Annotated in this window: 16 protein-coding genes and 1 tRNA gene; 8 read left to right on the top strand and 9 right to left on the bottom strand. The window is 73.2% G+C overall.

What is annotated here, in order from left to right:
• Positions 1-159 precede the first annotated feature (159 nt).
• Positions 160-1,125, top strand: a complete 966-nt coding sequence (gene pheA, locus C1N80_RS15355; protein ID WP_137771576.1) for a prephenate dehydratase — start codon at positions 160-162, stop codon at positions 1,123-1,125.
• Between the two features lie 52 nt (positions 1,126-1,177).
• Here pheA and C1N80_RS15350 read toward each other — a convergent pair whose 3' ends face one another.
• Positions 1,178-2,356 carry a diacylglycerol kinase family protein gene (locus C1N80_RS15350; protein ID WP_137771575.1) on the bottom strand — a complete coding sequence of 393 codons (1,179 nt, stop codon included), beginning with the start codon at positions 2,354-2,356 and terminating at the stop codon, positions 1,178-1,180.
• Between the two features lie 168 nt (positions 2,357-2,524).
• On the opposite strand from C1N80_RS15350, the gene C1N80_RS15345 reads away from it, so the two are divergent.
• From C1N80_RS15345 to C1N80_RS15330, 4 genes are all read left to right on the top strand, one after another.
• Positions 2,525-3,478: a hypothetical protein gene (locus C1N80_RS15345; RefSeq protein ID WP_137771574.1), complete on the top strand. Its 954-nt coding sequence runs from the start codon at positions 2,525-2,527 to the stop codon at positions 3,476-3,478.
• Entirely contained in the window at positions 3,475-3,906 is a 432-nt protein-coding gene (locus C1N80_RS15340) for a GntR family transcriptional regulator (RefSeq protein ID WP_137771573.1), read from the top strand. Before C1N80_RS15345 ends, C1N80_RS15340 begins: the two co-directional genes overlap by 4 nt.
• The gene (serS, locus tag C1N80_RS15335) at positions 3,903-5,165 is read left to right on the top strand and encodes a serine--tRNA ligase (RefSeq protein WP_137771572.1); all 1,263 of its coding nucleotides are present in this window, start codon (positions 3,903-3,905) and stop codon (positions 5,163-5,165) included. The genes C1N80_RS15340 and serS overlap by 4 nt, the downstream gene beginning before the upstream one ends.
• A 103-nt stretch (positions 5,166-5,268) precedes the next feature.
• Positions 5,269-6,135 carry an HAD family hydrolase gene (locus C1N80_RS15330; RefSeq protein WP_137771571.1) on the top strand — a complete coding sequence of 289 codons (867 nt, stop codon included), beginning with the start codon at positions 5,269-5,271 and terminating at the stop codon, positions 6,133-6,135.
• Positions 6,136-6,153: 18 nt separating this feature from the next.
• On the opposite strand, the gene C1N80_RS15325 is transcribed toward C1N80_RS15330, so the two are convergent.
• From C1N80_RS15325 to C1N80_RS15300, 6 genes are all read right to left on the bottom strand, one after another.
• On the bottom strand, positions 6,154-8,199 hold the full coding sequence (locus C1N80_RS15325; RefSeq protein ID WP_137771570.1) for a glycosyl hydrolase: 2,046 nt from the start codon (positions 8,197-8,199) through the stop codon (positions 6,154-6,156).
• Positions 8,196-8,933 (bottom strand): HlyD family efflux transporter periplasmic adaptor subunit, encoded by a 738-nt coding sequence (locus C1N80_RS15320; protein ID WP_137771569.1) that lies wholly within the window; start codon positions 8,931-8,933, stop codon positions 8,196-8,198. Before C1N80_RS15320 ends, C1N80_RS15325 begins: the two co-directional genes overlap by 4 nt.
• Before the next feature lie 30 nt (positions 8,934-8,963).
• A complete protein-coding gene (locus C1N80_RS15315; protein WP_137771568.1) occupies positions 8,964-10,721 on the bottom strand; it encodes a glycosyltransferase family 2 protein in 1,758 nt (585 codons plus the stop codon).
• A gap of 210 nt (positions 10,722-10,931) precedes the next feature.
• A complete protein-coding gene (locus tag C1N80_RS15310) occupies positions 10,932-11,879 on the bottom strand; it encodes a zinc-binding dehydrogenase (RefSeq protein ID WP_137771567.1) in 948 nt (315 codons plus the stop codon).
• A gap of 44 nt (positions 11,880-11,923) precedes the next feature.
• Entirely contained in the window at positions 11,924-12,994 is a 1,071-nt protein-coding gene (locus C1N80_RS15305; protein WP_205750650.1) for an NAD(P)-dependent alcohol dehydrogenase, read from the bottom strand.
• A 90-nt stretch (positions 12,995-13,084) separates the two neighbouring features.
• Complete coding sequence (locus C1N80_RS15300) at positions 13,085-13,678, bottom strand: DapH/DapD/GlmU-related protein (protein ID WP_137771566.1); 594 nt, start codon at positions 13,676-13,678, stop codon at positions 13,085-13,087.
• Between the two features lie 154 nt (positions 13,679-13,832).
• Between C1N80_RS15300 and C1N80_RS15295 the strand changes: the two genes are divergently transcribed.
• Both C1N80_RS15295 and ptsP read left to right on the top strand, forming a co-directional pair.
• Positions 13,833-13,920: transfer RNA gene (locus C1N80_RS15295), tRNA-Ser, on the top strand.
• Positions 13,921-14,118: 198 nt separating this feature from the next.
• Positions 14,119-15,837 (top strand): phosphoenolpyruvate--protein phosphotransferase, encoded by a 1,719-nt coding sequence (gene ptsP / locus C1N80_RS15290; protein WP_137771565.1) that lies wholly within the window; start codon positions 14,119-14,121, stop codon positions 15,835-15,837.
• 92 nt (positions 15,838-15,929) lie between these two features.
• Here ptsP and C1N80_RS15285 read toward each other — a convergent pair whose 3' ends face one another.
• Both C1N80_RS15285 and C1N80_RS15280 read right to left on the bottom strand, forming a co-directional pair.
• Positions 15,930-16,589, bottom strand: coding sequence for a flavin reductase family protein (locus C1N80_RS15285; protein WP_137771564.1), 660 nt, complete (start codon positions 16,587-16,589; stop codon positions 15,930-15,932).
• Between the two features lie 68 nt (positions 16,590-16,657).
• On the bottom strand, positions 16,658-18,076 hold the full coding sequence (locus C1N80_RS15280) for a cytosine permease (protein ID WP_137771563.1): 1,419 nt from the start codon (positions 18,074-18,076) through the stop codon (positions 16,658-16,660).
• Between the two features lie 176 nt (positions 18,077-18,252).
• Between C1N80_RS15280 and C1N80_RS15275 the strand changes: the two genes are divergently transcribed.
• Positions 18,253-18,936: a GntR family transcriptional regulator gene (locus C1N80_RS15275; RefSeq protein ID WP_137771562.1), complete on the top strand. Its 684-nt coding sequence runs from the start codon at positions 18,253-18,255 to the stop codon at positions 18,934-18,936.
• Positions 18,937-18,945: the final 9 nt, after the last annotated feature.

The raw sequence follows: 18,945 nt of genomic DNA, 5'->3' as shown, positions 1-18,945 counted from the left end.
GGATCGATCGTACGGGCGCAGCCGTGCCCGCCCCTGGACCAGCGGTGACGACGCCGAGGAGGAGTGGGGGAGATCCCGGGACCGGACGACGCCCGCCGGCCGCGACCGGCCTGCGGTCGGGCACCGGCCCGGCCGCGGCGGACCGATACGCTCCAGGTCATGCGCTACGGATTCCTGGGCCCCGAGACCACCTTCACCCACCAGGCGCTGCTGCAGGCCTTCGAGGGCCCCACCCCGGTCGCTGACCCGGCCGAGGTGACGATGGTGCCCTTCTCCTCCGTCGCGACGGCGACCACCGACCTGCTCGCCGGGGACATCGACGCGCTCATGGCCCCCATCGAGAACTCCGTCGAGGGCGGGGTCTCCGGCACCCTCGACGTGCTCGCCGCGACGGACTCGATCACGATCGTCGCCGAGCAGGTGGTGCTCATCAGCTTCGTCCTCGCCGCGCGGGAGCCGATCGCGCTGGAGGAGCTCACGACGATCTCCTCCCATCCCCATGCGCAGGCGCAGGTGCAGGGCTGGCTGCGCACGCACGTCCCCGCCGCGCGCGTCGCGACCTCCTCCTCGACGGCCGCCGCCGCGCGCGACCTCGCCGAGGCGGCCCCGGAGCAGGCCCGCGGCCGCGCGGCCGTCTGCTCGCGCCTCGCGGCGGAGCACTTCGGCCTCGAGATCCTCGCCGACGGCATCGAGGACACCGCCGGCGCGCAGACCCGCTTCGTGCTCGTCACCCGTGAGGGCCGGATCCCCGCCCGCACCGGCGCGGACAAGACCACGATCGTCGTCCAGCTGCCCCACAACCGCTCCGGCGCGCTGCTCGAGGCGCTCGAGATGCTCAGCGCGAACGGCGTGAACATGTCCCGCATCGAGTCGCGGCCGATCGGCGACTTCCTGGGCCGGTACTCCTTCTCGATCGACCTCGAGGGCCACCTCGAGGACCGCCGGGTCGCGGCCGCGCTGCGCTCCCTGCACCGCATGTGCCCCGTCGTCCACTACCTCGGCTCCTACCCGCGGGTGGACGGGGAGCGCACGGAGGTGCGGGAGGACTTCGCCGACGAGACCTACGACGAGGCCCACGAGTGGCTGGAGCGGCTCAGCGGGATGATCGCGGCGCCGCGCGGCTGAGGCGGGTGCGCCGACGGGCCCCCGCGAGCCTCCGGCCCCGGGGTGACCGGGATCAGCGGCCGCGGGAGCGCGAGCTGACCGGCACCCGCAGGCGCAGCACCCCGGGATCCACGCGCGCGATGAAGTGCGTGGCCTCGTCGTCCGTGTCCCCGTCGAGCTGCACCGGCTGCGGCGCCGCCGTGACGACCTGCACCGCGGGGGAGTGGTAGCGCTCCATCGTGGAGAGCCGGTTCGCGATGCGCGTGCGGCGGCTGGGCACGAGGCGCGGGTTCACGACCTCGGTGACGACCTGGCTGAAGCCGGCCGCGCCGCGCCAGCCGGCGACGACGATCTCGAGCCGGCCGTTGTCCACGGTCGCGCCGGGCATGAGCACGAAGCCGCCGGGGAGGCGGCCGACGTTGCCGAGGAGCACGGTGCGGGCGCGGTGCGTGTGGCGGGTGCCGTCGGGCAGGTCGAGGACGACGTCGACGCTGCGGCCCATCACGGTGCGCACCCCTCCGAGCACGTAGGCGATCCAGCCGATCCGCTTCTTCATGCCGTCATCGGTGTGGCCGATCATCTCGGCGTCCGCCCCGAAGCCGGCGATGACGAGGAAGATCTGCGGGGAGGCGGCGGAGGCCTCGGCGATCGAGCCGCCCGTCTGCAGCCAGCCGACGTCGACGTGGCGGTCCTGGCCGGTGAGCGCGGCGGTCATCGCGGCGGCCGGGTCCTCGAGCGGGACGTCGACGTTGCGGGCGAGCAGGTTGCCGGTGCCCGAGGGGATGATGCCCATGCGCACATCCGTGCCGGCGAGCACGGAGGCGACCATGCGGACGGTCCCGTCCCCGCCCGCGGCCATGACGAGGTCCGCCCCCTCGGAGATCGCCTCGCGCGCCTGCCCCTGTCCCGGGTCCTCGACGGTCGTCTCGTAGAAGGCGATCTCCGCCTCCTCGACGCGCTCGACGACCTCGCGCAGGCGCGCGCGGAAGGCGTCGGCGTCCGCGAACTTCGAGGGGTTCAGGACGACGGCGACCTTCTTCAGCCGCGCGGGCGGGTCCTCCTGCGCCGTCGGCTCACCGCCGGCTCCCGCCTCGCCGCCGTCGACGACGGGGATCGCCCCGGTGGTCGCGGCGCGCAGCTCGGCGAGCTCGCGGCGGTGCCGGCCCAGGGAGCGCAGCACCAGGGCGAGCAGGACGATCGCGACGACCCCCACGACGAGGCCGATGATCGAGAGCACTGCACCGAGATCCATGGGCACAGCGTACGGTCCGCGAGGGCCCGCGGTCCGACCGCGCGGACGTCCGGGATCGGATCCCGATGGAGGGCTTGACACCGTGGTGCCGGACCGCGACCCTATGTGCCAATAGGGTGATACAAGATGCGGCCGATCGGTCGCCGGCCCCTGACGAAAGGTGTCGACATGTCCCTCGCCGGTCCCCTCCTGATCATTCTGCTCGGAGTGCTCGCCCTCGCGGGTGTCGTCCTCCTCGTCCTCCTGCTCGTGCGCCCGGAGACGACCGGCCTGGACCGTGCCCAGCTGCGCGCCCGCCGCGTGGGCGGGATCGCCGGCGTCCTGATCGCCGCGGCGCTCCTCGCGGCCGTGCCGCTCCCCGGCAGGCTCGGCCACGGCGCGCTCGCCGGCACCGCCCCGCTGCTCGGCACCGCCGCGCTCGTCCTCGCGGTGCTGATCGGGGAGGGGCGGCTCGCCGCCCCGATCGTCGGGGCGAGCCGCAGCGCCGACCTCGAGCCCCACGGCCTGCGGGAGGTGCTGCCCTGCGCGGCCTCGCTCGCCGCGGCCGCCGCCGTGCTCGGGCTCGGCGCGCTCATGGTGATGACGACGGTGCTGGCCTCCCCGGACGACGTCCTCCGACCCGGCCGGGTCCTCACCGGGAGCGGGACCGACGCGAGCGGGGTGACGATCGAGATCGGGATCGCGCCCTACCCCGGCTCCTGGTACACGATCCCCGCTGCGATCGCCCTGGTCCTGCTGGTCCTCCTCGCCGCCCTCGCCCTGCGCGCGGTCACCGCGCGCCGCCCCGGCGGCGTCGGAGGGGACCTGCTCGCCCGCCGCCGCTCCGCGGCCACCGTGATCGGAGCCGTCATGATCGGCACCGGTCTCCTCGGCGTCGTCCTCGGCGGCCTCGCCGCGACCCGCGCCCTGGGCGTCGCCGGCGGCCTCGGCGACATGGGGGCCGACGTCCCCACCGCCGTCGTCGTGAGCGGGGTGCTCGCCCTCCTCGCCGCGATCGGCGGGGTCGCCGTGACAGGATGGGGCGCCGTGCTCGTCCTCGCCCCCGCCCTCGCCGCCCGTCGCGACACCTCCCGACGCGCGCTGCGCCTGCGCGCCGCGCCGATGACCGGGACCGCCGGATGACCGACGACGCCCTCGTCGTGGACATCGAGCACCCGCTGCCGCCCTTCGAGCAGATCCGCCGCGGCATCCTCGCCCAGCTCGCCACCGGCATCCTCCGCCCCGGGGACCGGCTCCCCGCGATCCGTGCGCTCGCCACGGACCTCGGTCTCGCCCCCGGCACCGTCGCCCGCGCCTACAAGGAGCTCGAGGTGGCGGAGGTGCTGCACACCGCCCGCGGCGCCGGCACCCGCATCGCGGACCCGCTGCCCGCCGGCGTCGCCGTCGCCCCCGCGGGGGACCTCGACCCCGGGCTCGCCCGGCTCCTCGCCGCCCCGATCGCGGAGGCCCGCGCCGCCGGGCACGGCCCCGAGGCCGTGCTCACCGCCGTGCGGACCCTGCTCACCTCCGCGGGCGGGGGACCCGCCGCCGCGGGTACCCTGGACGAATGATCGATCTGCGGCAGCTGCGCGAGAACCCCGACCTGGTCCGAGACGCACAGAGGGCGCGCCGGCGCGATGCCGGCGTCGTCGACTCCGTGCTCGCCGCGGACTCCTCCTGGCGCGAGGCCACCGCCGCCTTCGAATCCGCCCGCGCGGAGCAGAAGAGCTTCGGCAAGAAGGTCGCCCAGGCGAAGGGTGAGGAGAAGCAGGAGCTGCTCGCCCAGGTCAAGGGTCTCGCCGCGGACGTCAAGCGGCTCGAGGCCGAGGCCGGCGACGCGCTCGCTGAGCGCGACCGCCTGCTGCGCACGATCCCGAACCTTGCCGAGGGTGCCCCCGAGGGCCTCGAGGCGGACTTCGTGCTCCGCGAGACCGTCGGCGAGATCCCCGCGTTCGAGGCGCCCGTCAAGGACCACCTCGAGATCGCCGAAGGGCTGAAGGCGATCGACATGGCGCGCGGCGCGAAGGTCTCCGGTGCCCGCTTCTACTTCCTCACCGGCGTCGGCGCGCAGCTCGAGCTCGCGATCCTCAACGCCGCGATAGACCAGGCCACGCGCGCCGGCTTCACGCCGATGATCACGCCCACCCTGGTGCTGCCCGAGTCGATGGAGGGCACCGGCTTCCTCGGCGAGCACGCCGACGAGGTCTACCACCTCGACAAGGACGACGACCTCTACCTCGTGGGCACGAGCGAGGTGGCCCTCGCGAGCTACCACCGCGACGAGGTCCTCGACCTCTCCGACGGCCCGATCCGCTACGCCGGTTGGAGCGCCTGCTACCGCCGCGAGGCCGGCAGCTACGGCAAGGACACCCGCGGCATCATCCGCGTGCACCAGTTCCACAAGGTCGAGATGTTCTCCTACTGCCGCATCGAGGACTCCTACGCGGAGCACGAGCGGCTCCTGGACTGGGAGCGGGAGATGATGGCGAGGATCGACGTGCCCTATCGCATCATCGATACCGCCGCCGGCGACCTCGGCACCTCCGCCGCCCGCAAGTTCGACTGCGAGGCGTGGATGCCCTCGCAGGAGACCTACCGCGAGCTCACCTCCACCTCGAACACCACCCAGTTCCAGGCGCGGCGGCTGAACATCCGCGAGCGCACCGAGGACGGCCTGCGCCCCGTCGCGACCCTCAACGGCACCCTCGGCACCACCCGCTTCATCGCGGCGATCCTCGAGAACCACCAGCAGCCCGACGGCTCCGTGGTGGTCCCCGAGGGCCTGCGCCCGTTCCTCGGCGGCCGTGAGGTCTTCGAGGTCGTCGCCTGAGATGACGGGAGCGGAGCGGAAGGGCCTCGGCCGGCGGATCCTGGCGGCGCTGCGTCATCGCCGGTTCACCCGTTCGTCAGCCGGGGCTGGGACACTGGACGGCATGAACCCCGCGCCCGCGACGACCGACGTCGAGGCCACCCGCGCCCGCCTCGCCGATCACCTCGACCAGCTCGCCGGGGAGCACCTGCTCATCGGGCTCGACGTCGACGGCACCCTCGTGGACCACGACGGCGCGATGAGCGCCCCCATGCGCGAGGCGCTCCAGCGCGCCGCCCGCGGGTCCACCGTCGTCATCGCGACCGGCCGCTCCCTCGGGGCGACCGTGCCGATCGTCCGCGCCGCCGGCATCGAGCACGGCTACGCCGTCTGCTCCAACGGCGCCGTCACCCTCGAGATGGACCCGTCGGCCCCCGAGGGCTACCGCGTGATCGACACCCGCACCTTCCAGCCCGGTCAGGCCCTCGCCACGCTGCGCAAGGTCGCGCCGGACGCCCACTACGCCGTCGAGATGGCCAGCGGCGCCTTCCGCGCCACCCCCGGCTTCCAGGACGCGAGCTTCGGCGTCGAGGCGATCGAGAGCGACCTCGACCAGCTCATGGAGCTCGAGGCCGTGCGCGTCGTCGTCCACGTCCCCGACCTCTCCCCGCAGGAGTTCAGCCGCGTGATCGCGGAGTCCGGCGTGCACGGCGTCGAGTACGCGATCGGCTGGACCGCCTGGCTCGACATGGCCGCCCCCGGCGTCTCCAAGGCGAGCGCCCTCGAGGTGGTGCGCGAGCGGCTCGACATCCCCCGCGAGCGCACCCTCACGGTGGGAGACGGCTTCAACGACGTCGAGATGCTCGACTGGGCGCAGGTGGGCGTCGCCATGGGACAGGCGCCGCAGGGCGTGAAGGACGTGGCGGACACCGTCACCCTCTCCGTCTACGAGGACGGCACCGTGCTGGTGCTGGAGGCCGTCGCCGGCTGAGCGCCGTCCCCGCGCCCCTCACCGGGACAGGATGAACGCCAGCAGGTAGCTGCGGGTGTCGCCGTCGTCGAGGTGCTCGTCCGCCAGCTCACGCGCCGCCTCGAGCGCCGCCGCCCGGTCGTCCTCGCCGCCGAGCGCCGCGTACATCAGCAGCCAGTCCCCGTACTGCTGCGCGAATCCGCCGGAGGCCGTGGCCTCGGCGATGTTGCGCCGCACCCGCTCGGGATCGTCGGCCAGGTGGTCGGAGCTCGGGGACATGGGCAGCGCGAGGATCGCGAGCGCCGCCGCGGGCTCGGGGGAGAACCAGGTGGCGTAGTCCCGCTTGCCGCCGAACTGCAGGGGCAGCACCGAGTGCTCGAAGCACTCGTACACCGGGTCCGCGAGGTCGAAGTCCGTCCAGTAGGCGCGGGCGGCGGCGGCCTCGTGCGCGAGCAGCCAGGCGGCGCCCGCGGCGAGCTCCTCGTCCCCGCGCGCCCGGGCCCACAGCTCCAGCCCCGCCCACGCGGTCGTCGCCTCGGAGCTGGACTCCTGGTTGTTGCCGTCGGCGAAGGGGGAGGTGCCCGAGGCCCAGGAGTGCGAGGCGTAGGCGTCGAACACGCGCCGCACCGGCACCGCGTCGGTGGCCGCGTCGCAGGCGATGTCCGCGGCGAGGGCGTCCATCACCGGGGCGAGCTCCGCGGCGAGGTCCTCGTCGTCCGCGGCGAGCGTGCCGGCGGCGTGGAGGAAGTAGCCGTAGTGGAAGTGGTGGTCGTTGAACTGCTCGGACCCGAAGGACGGCGTGAGGCCGACGACCCCCCGGTTGGTCGCGTCGTAGGTGAAGCAGAAGGCGTCCCGCTCCTCCGCCCCGGCGACCTCCGTCCAGCGGCGGATCTGGGTGAGCACCCGCTCCTCGAGCCCGGCCGCGGCCTCGTCGGCCCCGACCTGCCGGGCGATCGCGAGCAGCTGCGCGTCCCGGTGCAGGGCCTTCCCGCCGAAGTACGTGTCCGCGGGATAGTCGGGGAGGCCGGCGACGTCGGCCACCACCTGAGCGGCGAGCTCCTCCCGCGCGTCGTCGTCGAGGCCCGAGAGGTCGAGCGCCGCGCGGACAGTGCGCCGCGGGGCGCTCCAGGTCAGGTCCGGGCCGGGCCGCAGCACGAGGGTGCCGTAGACGCTCGGATAGGTGCCGAGCGCCTCCGCGGCCCCCGCGTCCGCCCCGTGGTGGGGCATGGCGGCGACGACCGTGGGGGAGGAGTCCGCGGTCTCGTAGGTGAGGGTCGCGCGGGCGGCGTCGTCGGACACGGAGCGGGTCAGGCTGGTCCCGCGCAGCGGCACGGCGGCGGGCGCGACGTCCGCGGCGGTGCCGCCGACGGGGACCGCGAAGAGCGTCACCCAGCCGTCGGCCTCCAGGGAGCAGCGGGCGCCGTCGAGGTCCCCGCCCTCCAGGCGCAGCCCGTACTCGTGCTCGCCCACCGTGAGCGTCGCCGGCTCCGCAGCGGTCGCTGCGCCGTTGAAGGCGGTGGAGAGGGTGAGGTCGAGGGCGGCGCGGGCCTGCAGGGCGACGCACGGCCAGCCCTCGGCGATCGTCACGGTGGCCAGCGCGGTCCCGTCTCCGCCGAGGAGGTCGAGCCGCACGGACGCCTCGTCGTAGGCGGAGACGATCCCGCTCCCCGCCCCCGCGACGGCGACCTCGACCTCGGGGACGTGAGCACCCATGATCGTGCGCGCCGAGGTGGTGACCGTCGGCAGACCGAGCGCGAACCCGCCGTCGACGAGGGCGAAGGACAGCGGCAGCGGGTGGACCGTCTGCGGCTCGTCGCCGAAGACGAGCCCGGAGAACCAGCGATTCGTCGGCGGTACCAGGCCGTCGGCGAGCCGCACGGTCCTCAGGTCCGCGGGGGCGGGGAGCTCGGGCAGCGCGGACATCGACCCGCGGACCTCCTCGTCGGTGAACGCGGCCGCGGTGGGGAGGGCCGCGCTCGGCCCGGTGCCGCCGCCCGAGGAGCGGTCGCCCGTGCAGGCCGATGCTCCCAGGGCGATCACGCCCAGCGGCGCGCCGGCGAGGAGGGCGCGGCGCGGGGGCCTCATCGCAGACCCACCGAGCGCAGGGCGTCCATCAGGGCGTCCGTGGGGCCGGCGAGGACGCCGCTGTCGGTCAGCTCGACCGTCACCGACACCGGGGCGCCGTCGGTCGCGATGAGGTCGAGGTCCTGCGCCTCGAGATCAGGGCTCGTGATGAGCGCCCGGGTGATCGCCTGCCCGTTCTCGGTCACCACCGACGCGGAGCCGACGGTGCCCTCGATCGTGCGGTCGTCGGGCAGCAGGATCTGCGCACGGGCACCCTCCTCGAGACGGCCGTAGTCGCGGGGCGTGAGACGGAACTGCGCCTGCACGGTGCGCGGGGTGGACCGCACGATCGTCGCGACGGGCGCGCCGGCCCCGAGGTAGTTGCCGGACGTCGCGCTCAGCGCGGCGACGCGGCCGTCCGCGGTGGCGCGGTAGACGATCGTGCCCTGCTCGGGGTCGATCTCCATGGCGTCGTTGGAGCTGGCCTTGAGGCCGTGGACGGCGTCCTGCTGCAGCTCGACGCTGGTCATCGTGAACAGCACGTCCCCGGCGCGGACCTCGTCGCCGAGGGCCACCCCGATGTCGGTGACGACGCCGGGGGCGACGGCGGCGATCGCGTAGCGGGGCTGCTCGATCGCCGCGCTCACCGAGAGGCTCTGGCGCTGACGCTGGTTGAACACCAGGCACAGGGCCGCGGCGAGGGCGAGGACGAGGAGGAGGGAGAGGAGGAGACGGAGACGGCCGATCCAGGTCATGACGGGATCCTCTGGTCGTGGGGGCGGGGGTCAGGAGAGGGCGCGGACGCGGGAGACGCGCCGGCGACCAGGGGCGAGGCGGGCCGCGACCGTGTCCGCCGGGGTCGAGACGGGGACGGGCGCGGCGAGCGCCGCCGTGGTCGCCGCCGCCTTGGCGTGGTCGCCGCGGGCCTCGAGGGCGCCGGAGCGGCCGGCGCGGATCTCGCCGAGCGCGACGAGGACGAGCACGATCAGCACGGCGGAGTTCACGCCGCACCACACCGTCGCGATCGAGGGGCGCCCGAGCATGAGGTCGCGCCAGACGCCCACCGCGGTGGTGCACAGCAGGAAGGCGAGCACGCACAGCTGCGGCCCCATGACGGTGAAGGGGGAGACCTTCCCGGTCGCGCCCGTCACCGACCACGCCTGGTCACGGCCCATGACCACGTTGGCCAGGGCCTTCGCGTAGATCGGGAACGAGCAGGCGGCCAGGATCAGCACCTCCCAGCGGAAGGAGCCGAGCGTGAAGAAGGCCAGCACGATCTGCAGCAGGTAGAAGCCCGCGTAGAACAGCATCCACGTCGCCCAGCCCACGTCCATCGACACCGGGCGCAGGTCCAGGAACACCTCGAGCGCCGGCACCAGCAGGAGCAGGCCCGGGACGATCCCGGTGAGGTAGTGGGTGGCGGTGATGAAGTACATGAGGCGCTGGTCCAGGCTCAGCCGCCGCGCCGGGTGCAGCGGGTTGGCCTGCAGGAGGATCTCGAAGCCGCCGGTCGCCCAGCGCAGCTGCTGCTTCGAGTAGGCGACGATCGTGTCCGGGGCGTCGCCGATCGCGAGGGTCGTGGGCAGGAAGACCGACCGCCAGCCGCGCTCGTGGAGCTTCAGCGAGGTCCACACGTCCTCGGACTTCGAGTCGGTGACCATGCCGCCCACGTCGTCGATCGCACGCCGCCGGAACACGACGTTCGTGCCCACGCAGAACGCGGCGTTGAACTGGTTCCGGCCCGGCTGCACGAAGCGGTAGAACATCGCCTGCATGTAGCCGGCGCCGCGCGAGATGACGTTGTGGAGGTTGCCGTAGGTCTGCGGGGTCTGCACGAAGGCGACGGTGTCGTTGGTGAAGAACGGCAGGGTCTCCTCGAGCAGGCCCGGCAGCGGCACGAAGTCCGCGTCCAGGATCACGAAGAACTCGGCCTTGGCCAGTGTGAGCGCGTAGTTCACGTTGCCGGCCTTGGCACCGTTGCCGGTGCGGCGGCGCACGTAGCGGCAGCCGATCCCCGCGGCGAGGTCGCGGACCTCGTCGCTGCGGCCGTCGTCGAGGATCCACACCACGTGGCGGCCGCGGATCGCGAGCGCCGCCTCGGCGGTCCGTCGGATCACCTCGATCGGCTCGCCGTACACCGTGATCAGCACGTCCACGTCGACCACGCGGCCGTCGAGCTGCACGGGCCAGAGCGTGGGGTCGTCGCGGCGGCGGAGCGCGGAGATCCGCGAGAGCGAGTACAGCTCGTCGCGCGCTCGCCAGTAGTCGTGGTCGCGCACGTCCCTCGTCCCGGCGAGCACGGTCCACATGGCGAAGAGCGCGTGGAACACGAGGATCGACTCGGACGTGATGACCAGGAGCCAGGGCAGCAGGTCGCCCCGGTGGGAGGGCTGGAGGAGGAAGACCCCGTAGGCCAGGCAGCCGGCCGTGGCGAGGATCGTCAGCGCGATCATCACGGGGGAGAACGGGGAGCTGGCCGCGGCACGACGGCTCACCGGGGTGAAGTGGTCGACCGATGCGAGGTCGTGGGGTTCTCGGGACATGAGGAGCTCCCTGGGCCGGCGGGCGATCGGGCCACGTGCCGTCGTGCGGTGCACGACGTCGAGGCCACGATGCCCGATCCGGACCGAGGTCCGTCCCGCGAGATGGATGGGTACGGCCATCCTGGACGAAGCGGACGAATCCGAGAAGTCCGTTTCGCACTGTTCACCCGTTTGTTACACGGGGTGGTCAGGGGTTGATCAGCGCCGGGCTCAGTCGGCCGCCACCTCGAGGACGACCTTGCCCAGGTGGCCGCCCTCGCGGAGCACGGCCTGCGCCTCCGCCGCGCGCTCGAGCGGGAAGCGGGCGTGCACGGGCACGCTCAGGGACCCGTCCTCGAGCAGCGGCCACACGAGGTCGCGGGTCGCACGGAGGATCTCCTGCTTGCCCGCGGTGCTGCGCGAGCGCAGCGTGGTGCCGATGACGCGGGCGCGCTTGCTCATGAGCAGGCCGATGGGCAGCTCCCCGCTCGCCCCGCCCAGGGTGCCGATGATGACCAGGCGCCCGTGCTCGCGGAGCATGCCCACGTGGTCCGCGAGGGTGCTGCCCCCGCCGCCCACCACGTCGAGGACCACGTCCGCCCCGCCGGCCTCCCGTACCGCCGCGGGCACGTCGGCGGTGCGACGGTTCCAGGCCGCGTCGGCCCCGAGCTCCCGTGCGTGGGCGGCGGACTCGTCGGAGCCGACGGTCGTGAGCACCCTGGCGCCGAGGCGCCGGGCGAGCTGGATCGCGACGGTCCCGATGCCGCCCGTGCCGCCCTCGATCAGCACCGTCTCACCCGCGACCAGGCGCCCCTCGATGACGAGGTTCGAGACCACGGTCGCCGTCACCTCGACGACGCCGGCGGCCTCCACCGGGTCGAGGCCCGCCGGGACCGGCAGCAGCTGCCCCTCGGGTACGGCGACGACCTCGGCGTAGCCGCCGCCCGCGAGCAGCGCCACGACCGCCTCCCCGGTGTCCCGGCGCCGGCCGGAGACCTCGAGCCCGGGCAGCTCCGAGGCGCCGGGCGGCGGCGGGTAGTGCCCGGCCACCTGGGCGAGGTCGGCCCGGTTCACGCCCGCGGCGACGACGTCCACGAGCACCTCCCCGGGGCCGGGCGCGGGTTCGGGCAGCTCCGCGAGCTCGAGCTGGTTCTCCGCGGTGATCGTCATGGCGCGCATGGCACCACCGTATGCCCGGACCCGGCCCGGCTCGCGGGAGTCGGTCAGCGGGAGACGACCACGATCGTCTTCAGCGAGCTCTCGCCCGGCACCTGTGTGAGGGCGGCCTCCGCCTCCTCGAGCGGGAACTCGGCGGTGACCAGCGCGTCGAGGTCCACACCCGGGGCCTGCGCGGCGGCGATGACCTTGGGCCAGGTGTCGACGTAGCGGAAGATCCCCGTCAGCACGATCTCCTTGTTCATGACCTCCTGCACCGGGATCGGCATGGTCTCCGCGCCGAGCCCGACCATCACCGCGGTGCCGCCCGGGCGCAGGGCCTTCAGCCCCGCGAGCAGCGCCGGGGTCGCGCCGGAGCACTCGATGAAGGCGTCCACGCCGAGCGCCGCCGGGTCGAAGCCCGGGTCCAGGGGATCCACCGCGGAGGTCGCGCCGAAGCCGAGGATCTGCTCGCGGCGCGAGGCGACCGGGTCCGAGACGATGATCTCGGTGGCGCCGTAGGAGCGGGCGGCGATCGCGGTGAGCGCCCCGATCGGCCCGGCGCCCGCGATGAGCACGCGGCTGCCCGGGGCGAGACCGGCCTTGCCCACGGCCCACATGCCCACGCTGAACGGCTCGAGCAGCGCGCCGGCGTGGTCGCTGATCGCGTCGGGGATCGGGAAGGCGAACTCTGCGGGCGCGGTGACGTAGTCGCAGAAGGTGCCGTCGATCGGCGGGGTCGCGTAGAACTTCATGTCCGGGCAGAGGTTCAGGTGGCCCGTGGTGCACTGGCGGCAGGTGCGGCAGGGCCGCTGCGGCTCGACGGCGACGCGCTCGCCGATGCGGGAGGGGTCCACGCCCTCGCCCACGCCCGCGATCACGCCGGAGACCTCATGGCCCAGGATCAGCGGCTGCTCGACGACGAAGTCCCCGATCCGTCCCTCCTTGTAGTAGTGGACGTCGGATCCGCAGACGCCCACCGAGCGCACGCGCACGAGCACCTCGCCCGGCGGAGGGGTGGGCACGGGTCGCTCCTGCATCTCGACCTCGCCCTGGCGCAGCAGCACCGAGGCGCGCATGGTCGCGGGGACGTCGTCGGCCAGCACGGGACCGGTGGTGGCGGGGGCGGTGGCGGACATGGATGCTCCTTCGGATCGCGGGTCGTGACCATTGTGCGGGACAGCGTGTTCCCGCGTCCCGGCGGGCCGATGGCCGGTCGCCCCGCCGGATCAGGCGCCCGGCTCCTCCGGGGTGATCTCGCGGACCACGCGGGCGGGGGAGCCCATGGCCAGGGTGCGCGGCGGCACGTCCCGGGTGACGACGGAGGCCGCCGCGACCACGGCTCCGTCGCCGATGCTCACGCCCGGCAGGATCGTGACGTTCGCGCCGATCCAGGCGTCCGCGCCGATCCGCACCGGGGCCGGGTCCAGGTCCGCGCGGTGCGCCGGATCCATCGCGTGGTTCAGCGTCGCGATCACGACGTTGTGCCCGAGCAGCGCGCCGTCCCCGATGCTCACCCCGCCCTGGTCCTGGACGGCGCAGCCCGAGTTGATGAAGACCCGCTCGCCGATGCGCAGGTTCCGACCGAAGTCGCTGCGCAGCGGCGGGAACACGGTCGTGCTCTCCGGGACCGGGCGCCCCGTGAGCTCGCCGAGCAGGGCGCGGACCCGCCCCGGGGAGTGGTAGCTGCCGTTGAGCTCCGCGGTGATCCGCAGGGCCTGCTGCGAGGTCTCGAGCATGACCTCGTGCAGCGGGGAGCCGCCCGGGATCGTGCGGCCGGCGTCGAGCTCGGCGAGGAGGGTGGTGAGGTCGGCGGTGGTCATCGGAATCCTCCGGGGTGTGCTGGGCGGCGGTCACGGCTCGGGCCAGCAGACCATCCCCGCGCCGGAGGAGGGAGAGCCTGCTGGAGCACCCCGGCGTCGGCCACCACGGCGCGGGCGCCGCGCCGGTATGATCTCCGGGTGCCTCCGGGCACCGGGAGGGATGACAGAGCGGCCGAATGTGGTGGTCTTGAAAACCACTGTGCAGTGACCCTGTACCGCGGGTTCGAATCCCGCTCCCTCCGCCCTGCGGCCGGCCCGTCGGGGGCGTTCAGCCCTCGGCGCGCAGCCCCCGCAGGACGGGCCGCCTCCCCGGCCCTGTGGGCGGGACGAACGACGCCATCGCGGCCGGTCGCGCCGCGTAGCATGAGACCTGCTCGCGGACCCGGCGACCGGCCGGTCTCCTCCGCGATGCCCGCAACGGTAGAGGGAGAGAACGAGCCATGGCCCAGTACACAGGCGTCCCCGTCAGCCCCGGCCGCGTGGTCGGCACCATCCGCACCATGGCCCCGCCGGTCGCCGAGCCCTCGGCCTCCGAGAAGGTCCCCGCCGGCACCTCGCCCGAGGCTGAGGCCGAGCGCATCCCCGCCGCCGCCGCGGCCGTGCAGAAGGCGCTCACCCGCCTCGCCGAGCGCGCGAGCGGCGACGGCAAGGCGATCCTCGAGGCGACCGCGCAGATGGCCGCCGACCCGTCCCTCGCCACCACCGCCAAGGGCCTCGTCATCACCGCCGGCAAGAGCGCCGAGCGGGCCGTCTGGGAGGCGGGCGACCAGGTCGCCGGCATGCTCGAGAACATCGGCGGCTACATGGCCGAGCGCGCCACCGACGTGCGCGACGTCCGCGCCCGCATCGTCGCCGAGCTGCGTGGCGAGCAGGCCCCGGGCATCCCCGACGTCGAGGAGCCCTTCGTGCTCACCGCGATCGACCTCGCCCCCGCGGACACCGCGACCCTCGACCCCTCGCGCGTGCTCGCCCTCGTCACCTCCGACGGCGGCCCCCAGTCGCACACCGCGATCCTCGCCCGCCAGCTGGGCCTGCCCGCGATCGTCGCCGCCCGCGACATCCACGAGTTCTCCGACGGCACCGAGGTCTTCGTCGACGCCGGCTTCGGCACCGTGACCGACGAGGTCACCGAGGAGCACCACCGCTTCGCCGAGGCCTGGGCCGAGCTGCAGAAGAACCCGCTGACCTACGAGGGCGGCGGCGGGGTGCTCGCCGACGGCACCCGCGTGCAGCTGCTCGCCAACATCGGCGGTGCGAAGGATGCCGAGAAGGCCGTCGCCGCGAACGCCGACGGTGTGGGCCTGTTCCGCACCGAGTTCCTGTTCCTGGACCGCGAGGACGAGCCGACGATCGAGGAGCAGACCGCCGCCTACCGCGAGGTCTTCGCGCACTTCCCCGGCCAGAAGGTCGTGGTGCGCACGATCGACGCGGGCGCCGACAAGCCGCTGCCGTTCCTCACCGACGCCGACGAGCCGAACCCGGCCCTCGGCGTGCGCGCCTACCGCACCTCGTGGGAGAAGCGCTCGGTGCTCACCAACCAGCTCGACGCGATCGCCGCCGCGACGAAGGGGACCGAGGCGACCCCGTGGGTCATGGCGCCGATGATCTCCACCCTCGAGGACACCGAGGACTTCGCGGCCTTGTGCGCCGAGCGCGGTCTCTGCCCCGCCGGGATCATGGTCGAGACGCCCTCCGCCGCGATCACCGCGGATCGCCAGCTCACGGCCTGCGACTTCGCCTCGATCGGCACGAACGACCTCACCCAGTACACGATGGCGGCGGACCGCATGCTCGGCACCCTCGCCCACCTGAACAACCCGTGGCAGCCCGCCGTGCTCGCCCTCGTGAAGGCCACCTGCGACGGCGCCCGCACCGCCGGTGGCGACGCCGGCGCCTACGGCGAGAAGGCCGTGAAGCCCGTGGGCGTGTGCGGTGAGGCCGCGGGTGACCCGGGCCTCGCGGTGGTGCTCGTGGGCCTCGGCGTGAACTCCCTGTCGATGACGCCCCGCTCCCTGCCCGCCGTCGCGAAGGTGCTCTCCACGGTCTCCCTGGACCAGGCGAAGCAGCTCGCGGCCGCGGCCGTCTCGGCGCCCACGGCCGACAAGGCCCGCGACGCGGTGCGCGCCGGCCTCCCGATCCTCGGCGAGATCGGGCTCTGAGCCGGCCCACCCGATCATCAGTGCGCGGGCCCCGGCGCTCACGATCATCGTGAGCGCCGGGGCCCGATGCGTTCCCGCGCGAGGAGCGCGGCTCAGCCCGCGCGACCCTGGAGCCCGGCCTCGGCCTCCGGGGTCGATCCCGGCACCTTCATCTCGAAGGTCTCGTTGACCACGGCGTAGTCGAAGTAGCCCATCCGGGCGATGGGCTGGATGCGGGGGATGTCCAGGCGCCCGTCGGGGGTGATCACCTCGTCGGCGACATGGATCTTCTCCACCTGGGCGTAGACGATGTCGATCGTGCCCACCGTGCTCGCGCCGGGCAGACGGTGCGTGCTCAGGTAGCGGCACTCGAAGTGCACCGGGCTCTCGGCGACCATCGGCACCGTCGGCGCGAGGTCGGCATAGCTCCTGTTCACTCCGGCGCGGTCGAACTCGCTCTCCTCGGGAGGGAGCACCATCGCGCTGATGTTCACGGCCTCGCGCAGCGCGTAGGTCGCCATGTTCCAGACGAACCAGCCGGTCTTCTCGGCGTTGATCACCGTGTCCTTGCGGCGCCCGTCGGGGTACTGGTTCGCCGAGAACATCACCATCGGCGGGTCGAAGGTGAGGTTCTGCCACTGGCTGTAGGGGGCGAGGTTCTCGACGCCGTCCTCGCTGACGCTCGAGAGCCAGCCGATCGGCCGCGGCACCGTGCAGCTCTTGAACGGGGAGTACGGCAGGGGGTTCGCCTCGGTCGTGGGGGAGTACTTCATGAGGTGTCCTCTCGGTGGGGGTCGATCGGCCGGTTCTCGGCCGATGGGTGGTCTCGCGCCGACTCCGCTCAGGCGTCGGCCGGGGTCGGTGCCGCGGATGTGCGGGCCTCGGCACGGATCTCCTCGCCCACGGTGAGGCGGATGCGGCGGGTGAGCACGAAGTACAGCCCGCCGGAGATGATGATGCCGAGCAGCCAGGCGACCTCGGCGCCGCCCATGGCCTTCGCGATGGGCCCGGTGTACAGGTCGCTGCTGATGAAGGGGATCTGGCACAGCACGCCGAGCCCGTAGGCGAGGAAGGCGGGACCCGAGAACCGTCCGTAGGTCCCGGTCGGCGTGAAGAGGGAGTCGATGTCGTAGCGCTCCCGGCGCACCAGGTAGTAGTCGACCAGGTTGATCGCCGACCAGGGCGTCATGAAGTAGAGCAGGAACAGCAGGAAGTTCGTGAAGTTGGCGACGAAGTCCGCGCTGGCCGGCAGGGCGATCGCGAGGGCGGCGAGCGAGATGCAGCAGATCAGCAGGGCTCGCGCTCGAGGGGAGACGCGGTCGCGGCCGGTGAAGCTGGTCAGGATCGTCGCGACCGACATGTAGCCGCCATAGGAGCTGAGGGTGTTGCCCGTCAGCTTCCCGGCGAGAACGGCGATCAGCACGACGGTGGCGAAGGGGCCGCCCAGACCGGCGAGGTAGGCGACCTGGTGCTCGGAGAACGCGGTGCCGCCCATCTCCGCCACCAGGGCTCCCAGCACCATCGCGAGGCTGCCGCCGATGACGCTGCCCAGGAAGGTCCAGCCGAAGGTCCGCAGCTGCGGCGTGGTGGAGGGGAGGTAGCGCGAGTAGTCGGCGATGTAAGGGCCGAAGGTGAGCTGCCAGGACGCGGCGAGCGAGATCCCCAGGATGAAGGCCGGCAGGTCGAAGGAGGAGTCGGAGAACAGGGGACCGCCGACGGGGCTGATGAGCACCCGCAGCAGCAGGCCGAGGATGGCGACGGCGCTGAGCACGGTCGCCAGGTGCGAGAAGCGGTGGATGTAGCGGTACCCGAAGACCGCCAGCACGGTGGAGAACACCGCGAAGATCACCGCGCCGGCCCCGTCCGACACGTGCAGCAGCGATCCCATCGCCTGGCCGCCCAGCACCAGGCCGGTGGCGTAGAAGCCGAGATAGATCAGGAGCGCCAGGAAGAGCGGCAGGGTCGCCCCGTGGAAGCCGAACTGGGCGCGGCTCTGGATCATCTGCGGGACGCCCAGTCGGGGGCCCTGGACCGAGTGCAGCGAGGTGACGAAGGCTCCCGCGATGTTCCCGAGGATCGCCGCGGGGATCGCCCACATCGCCGTGTTGCCCAGCAGGACGAACAGGGCGCCGGTGACGACTGCGGTGATCGAGGTGTTCGCGGCGAACCAGAGGAAGAACAGACTGCGGGCGGTTCCGTGACGCTCGGACTCGGGGATCCGATCGATGGAGCGTTGCTCCACGACGGGCGTGCGTGCCATGAGGGGGTCCTCCTTCGGAGAGCCGGGGGACGACCGTGCCCCGGGATCCCCATATACAACCAATATATTGGTGGGAGCACTAGAGGGGACCGGGATTTCCTCGCGCGCCGACGGTGGCATCCGTTGTCTGCTCTACTGGGCATCGGACCGCAGAGCGATCACGAGGCGAGGACGAGATGACAGCCAGAAGCATCGAGGGTGAGCCGACGGCACGCACCAAGGCCGAGCAGGCCTACCTGCAGATAGAGGCCATGATCGTCGGCGAGCAGCTCCCGCCCTCTTCGATCATCTCGGAGTCACGGCTGATGGAGCTCACGGGTTTCGGTCGAACACCGGTGCGCGAGGCACTCCAGCGGCTCGCCCGGGCACGGATGGTGGAGGTGCTGCCCCATCGCGGCGTGCTCATCCCCGCCATCTCGGTCGAGGAGCAGCTGCGGATGCTCGAGCTGCGTCGTGTGCTCGAGCCGCTGGCCGCGAGTCTGGCGGCCAGGCGGGCCGATGCGAGCGACCGGGCGCGACTGTCGGCGCTGCTCGAGGAGCTGCGGGGCGACCTCCAGGACGCGACGGCCTATGCGGAGACCCTGCGGCAGGTCCATGAGACGGTCGGGCGTGCGGCCCACAACGCCTATCTGGTCGACGCGATCACGGCCGTACAGGGCCTCTCGCGCCGGTTCTGGTTCGCCCATCTGCGCGATGCGTCGTCGGAGATCGCGCGGGGCTCGGCCCTCTACGGGCAGGGGATCGCCGCCGTCCTCGACGGCGACAGGGAGGGCGCCGAGCGCGCCCTGCTCGCCCTGAACGACTATCTGGTCGAGTTCACGAGAGCGACGTTGGACGAGCAGGGATCTGGGCTCGGCTGAGAGCGAGGA

It is taken from the genome of Brachybacterium sp. SGAir0954, from assembly GCF_005490785.1.
In the GTDB taxonomy this organism is placed as follows: Bacteria; Actinomycetota; Actinomycetes; order Actinomycetales; family Dermabacteraceae; genus Brachybacterium; species Brachybacterium rhamnosum.
The sequence above is the reverse complement of the archived record's forward strand: the minus strand, read 5'-3'. Positions and strand labels throughout refer to the sequence as shown.

Coding starts and splice junctions, on each gene's coding strand:
- C1N80_RS15325 (WP_137771570.1), bottom strand. CDS start 8,199: ATGAGGCCCCCGCGCCGCGCCCTCCTCGCCGGCGCGCCGCTGGGCGTG.
- C1N80_RS15285 (WP_137771564.1), bottom strand. CDS start 16,589: ATGAAGTACTCCCCCACGACCGAGGCGAACCCCCTGCCGTACTCCCCG.
- C1N80_RS15280 (WP_137771563.1), bottom strand. CDS start 18,076: ATGGCACGCACGCCCGTCGTGGAGCAACGCTCCATCGATCGGATCCCC.
- pheA (WP_137771576.1), top strand. CDS start 160: ATGCGCTACGGATTCCTGGGCCCCGAGACCACCTTCACCCACCAGGCG.
- C1N80_RS15300 (WP_137771566.1), bottom strand. CDS start 13,678: ATGACCACCGCCGACCTCACCACCCTCCTCGCCGAGCTCGACGCCGGC.
- C1N80_RS15305 (WP_205750650.1), bottom strand. CDS start 12,994: ATGTCCGCCACCGCCCCCGCCACCACCGGTCCCGTGCTGGCCGACGAC.
- C1N80_RS15310 (WP_137771567.1), bottom strand. CDS start 11,879: ATGCGCGCCATGACGATCACCGCGGAGAACCAGCTCGAGCTCGCGGAG.
- C1N80_RS15330 (WP_137771571.1), top strand. CDS start 5,269: ATGAACCCCGCGCCCGCGACGACCGACGTCGAGGCCACCCGCGCCCGC.
- ptsP (WP_137771565.1), top strand. CDS start 14,119: ATGGCCCAGTACACAGGCGTCCCCGTCAGCCCCGGCCGCGTGGTCGGC.
- C1N80_RS15315 (WP_137771568.1), bottom strand. CDS start 10,721: ATGTCCCGAGAACCCCACGACCTCGCATCGGTCGACCACTTCACCCCG.
- C1N80_RS15345 (WP_137771574.1), top strand. CDS start 2,525: ATGTCCCTCGCCGGTCCCCTCCTGATCATTCTGCTCGGAGTGCTCGCC.
- C1N80_RS15350 (WP_137771575.1), bottom strand. CDS start 2,356: ATGGATCTCGGTGCAGTGCTCTCGATCATCGGCCTCGTCGTGGGGGTC.
- C1N80_RS15320 (WP_137771569.1), bottom strand. CDS start 8,933: ATGACCTGGATCGGCCGTCTCCGTCTCCTCCTCTCCCTCCTCCTCGTC.
- C1N80_RS15275 (WP_137771562.1), top strand. CDS start 18,253: ATGACAGCCAGAAGCATCGAGGGTGAGCCGACGGCACGCACCAAGGCC.
- C1N80_RS15340 (WP_137771573.1), top strand. CDS start 3,475: ATGACCGACGACGCCCTCGTCGTGGACATCGAGCACCCGCTGCCGCCC.
- serS (WP_137771572.1), top strand. CDS start 3,903: ATGATCGATCTGCGGCAGCTGCGCGAGAACCCCGACCTGGTCCGAGAC.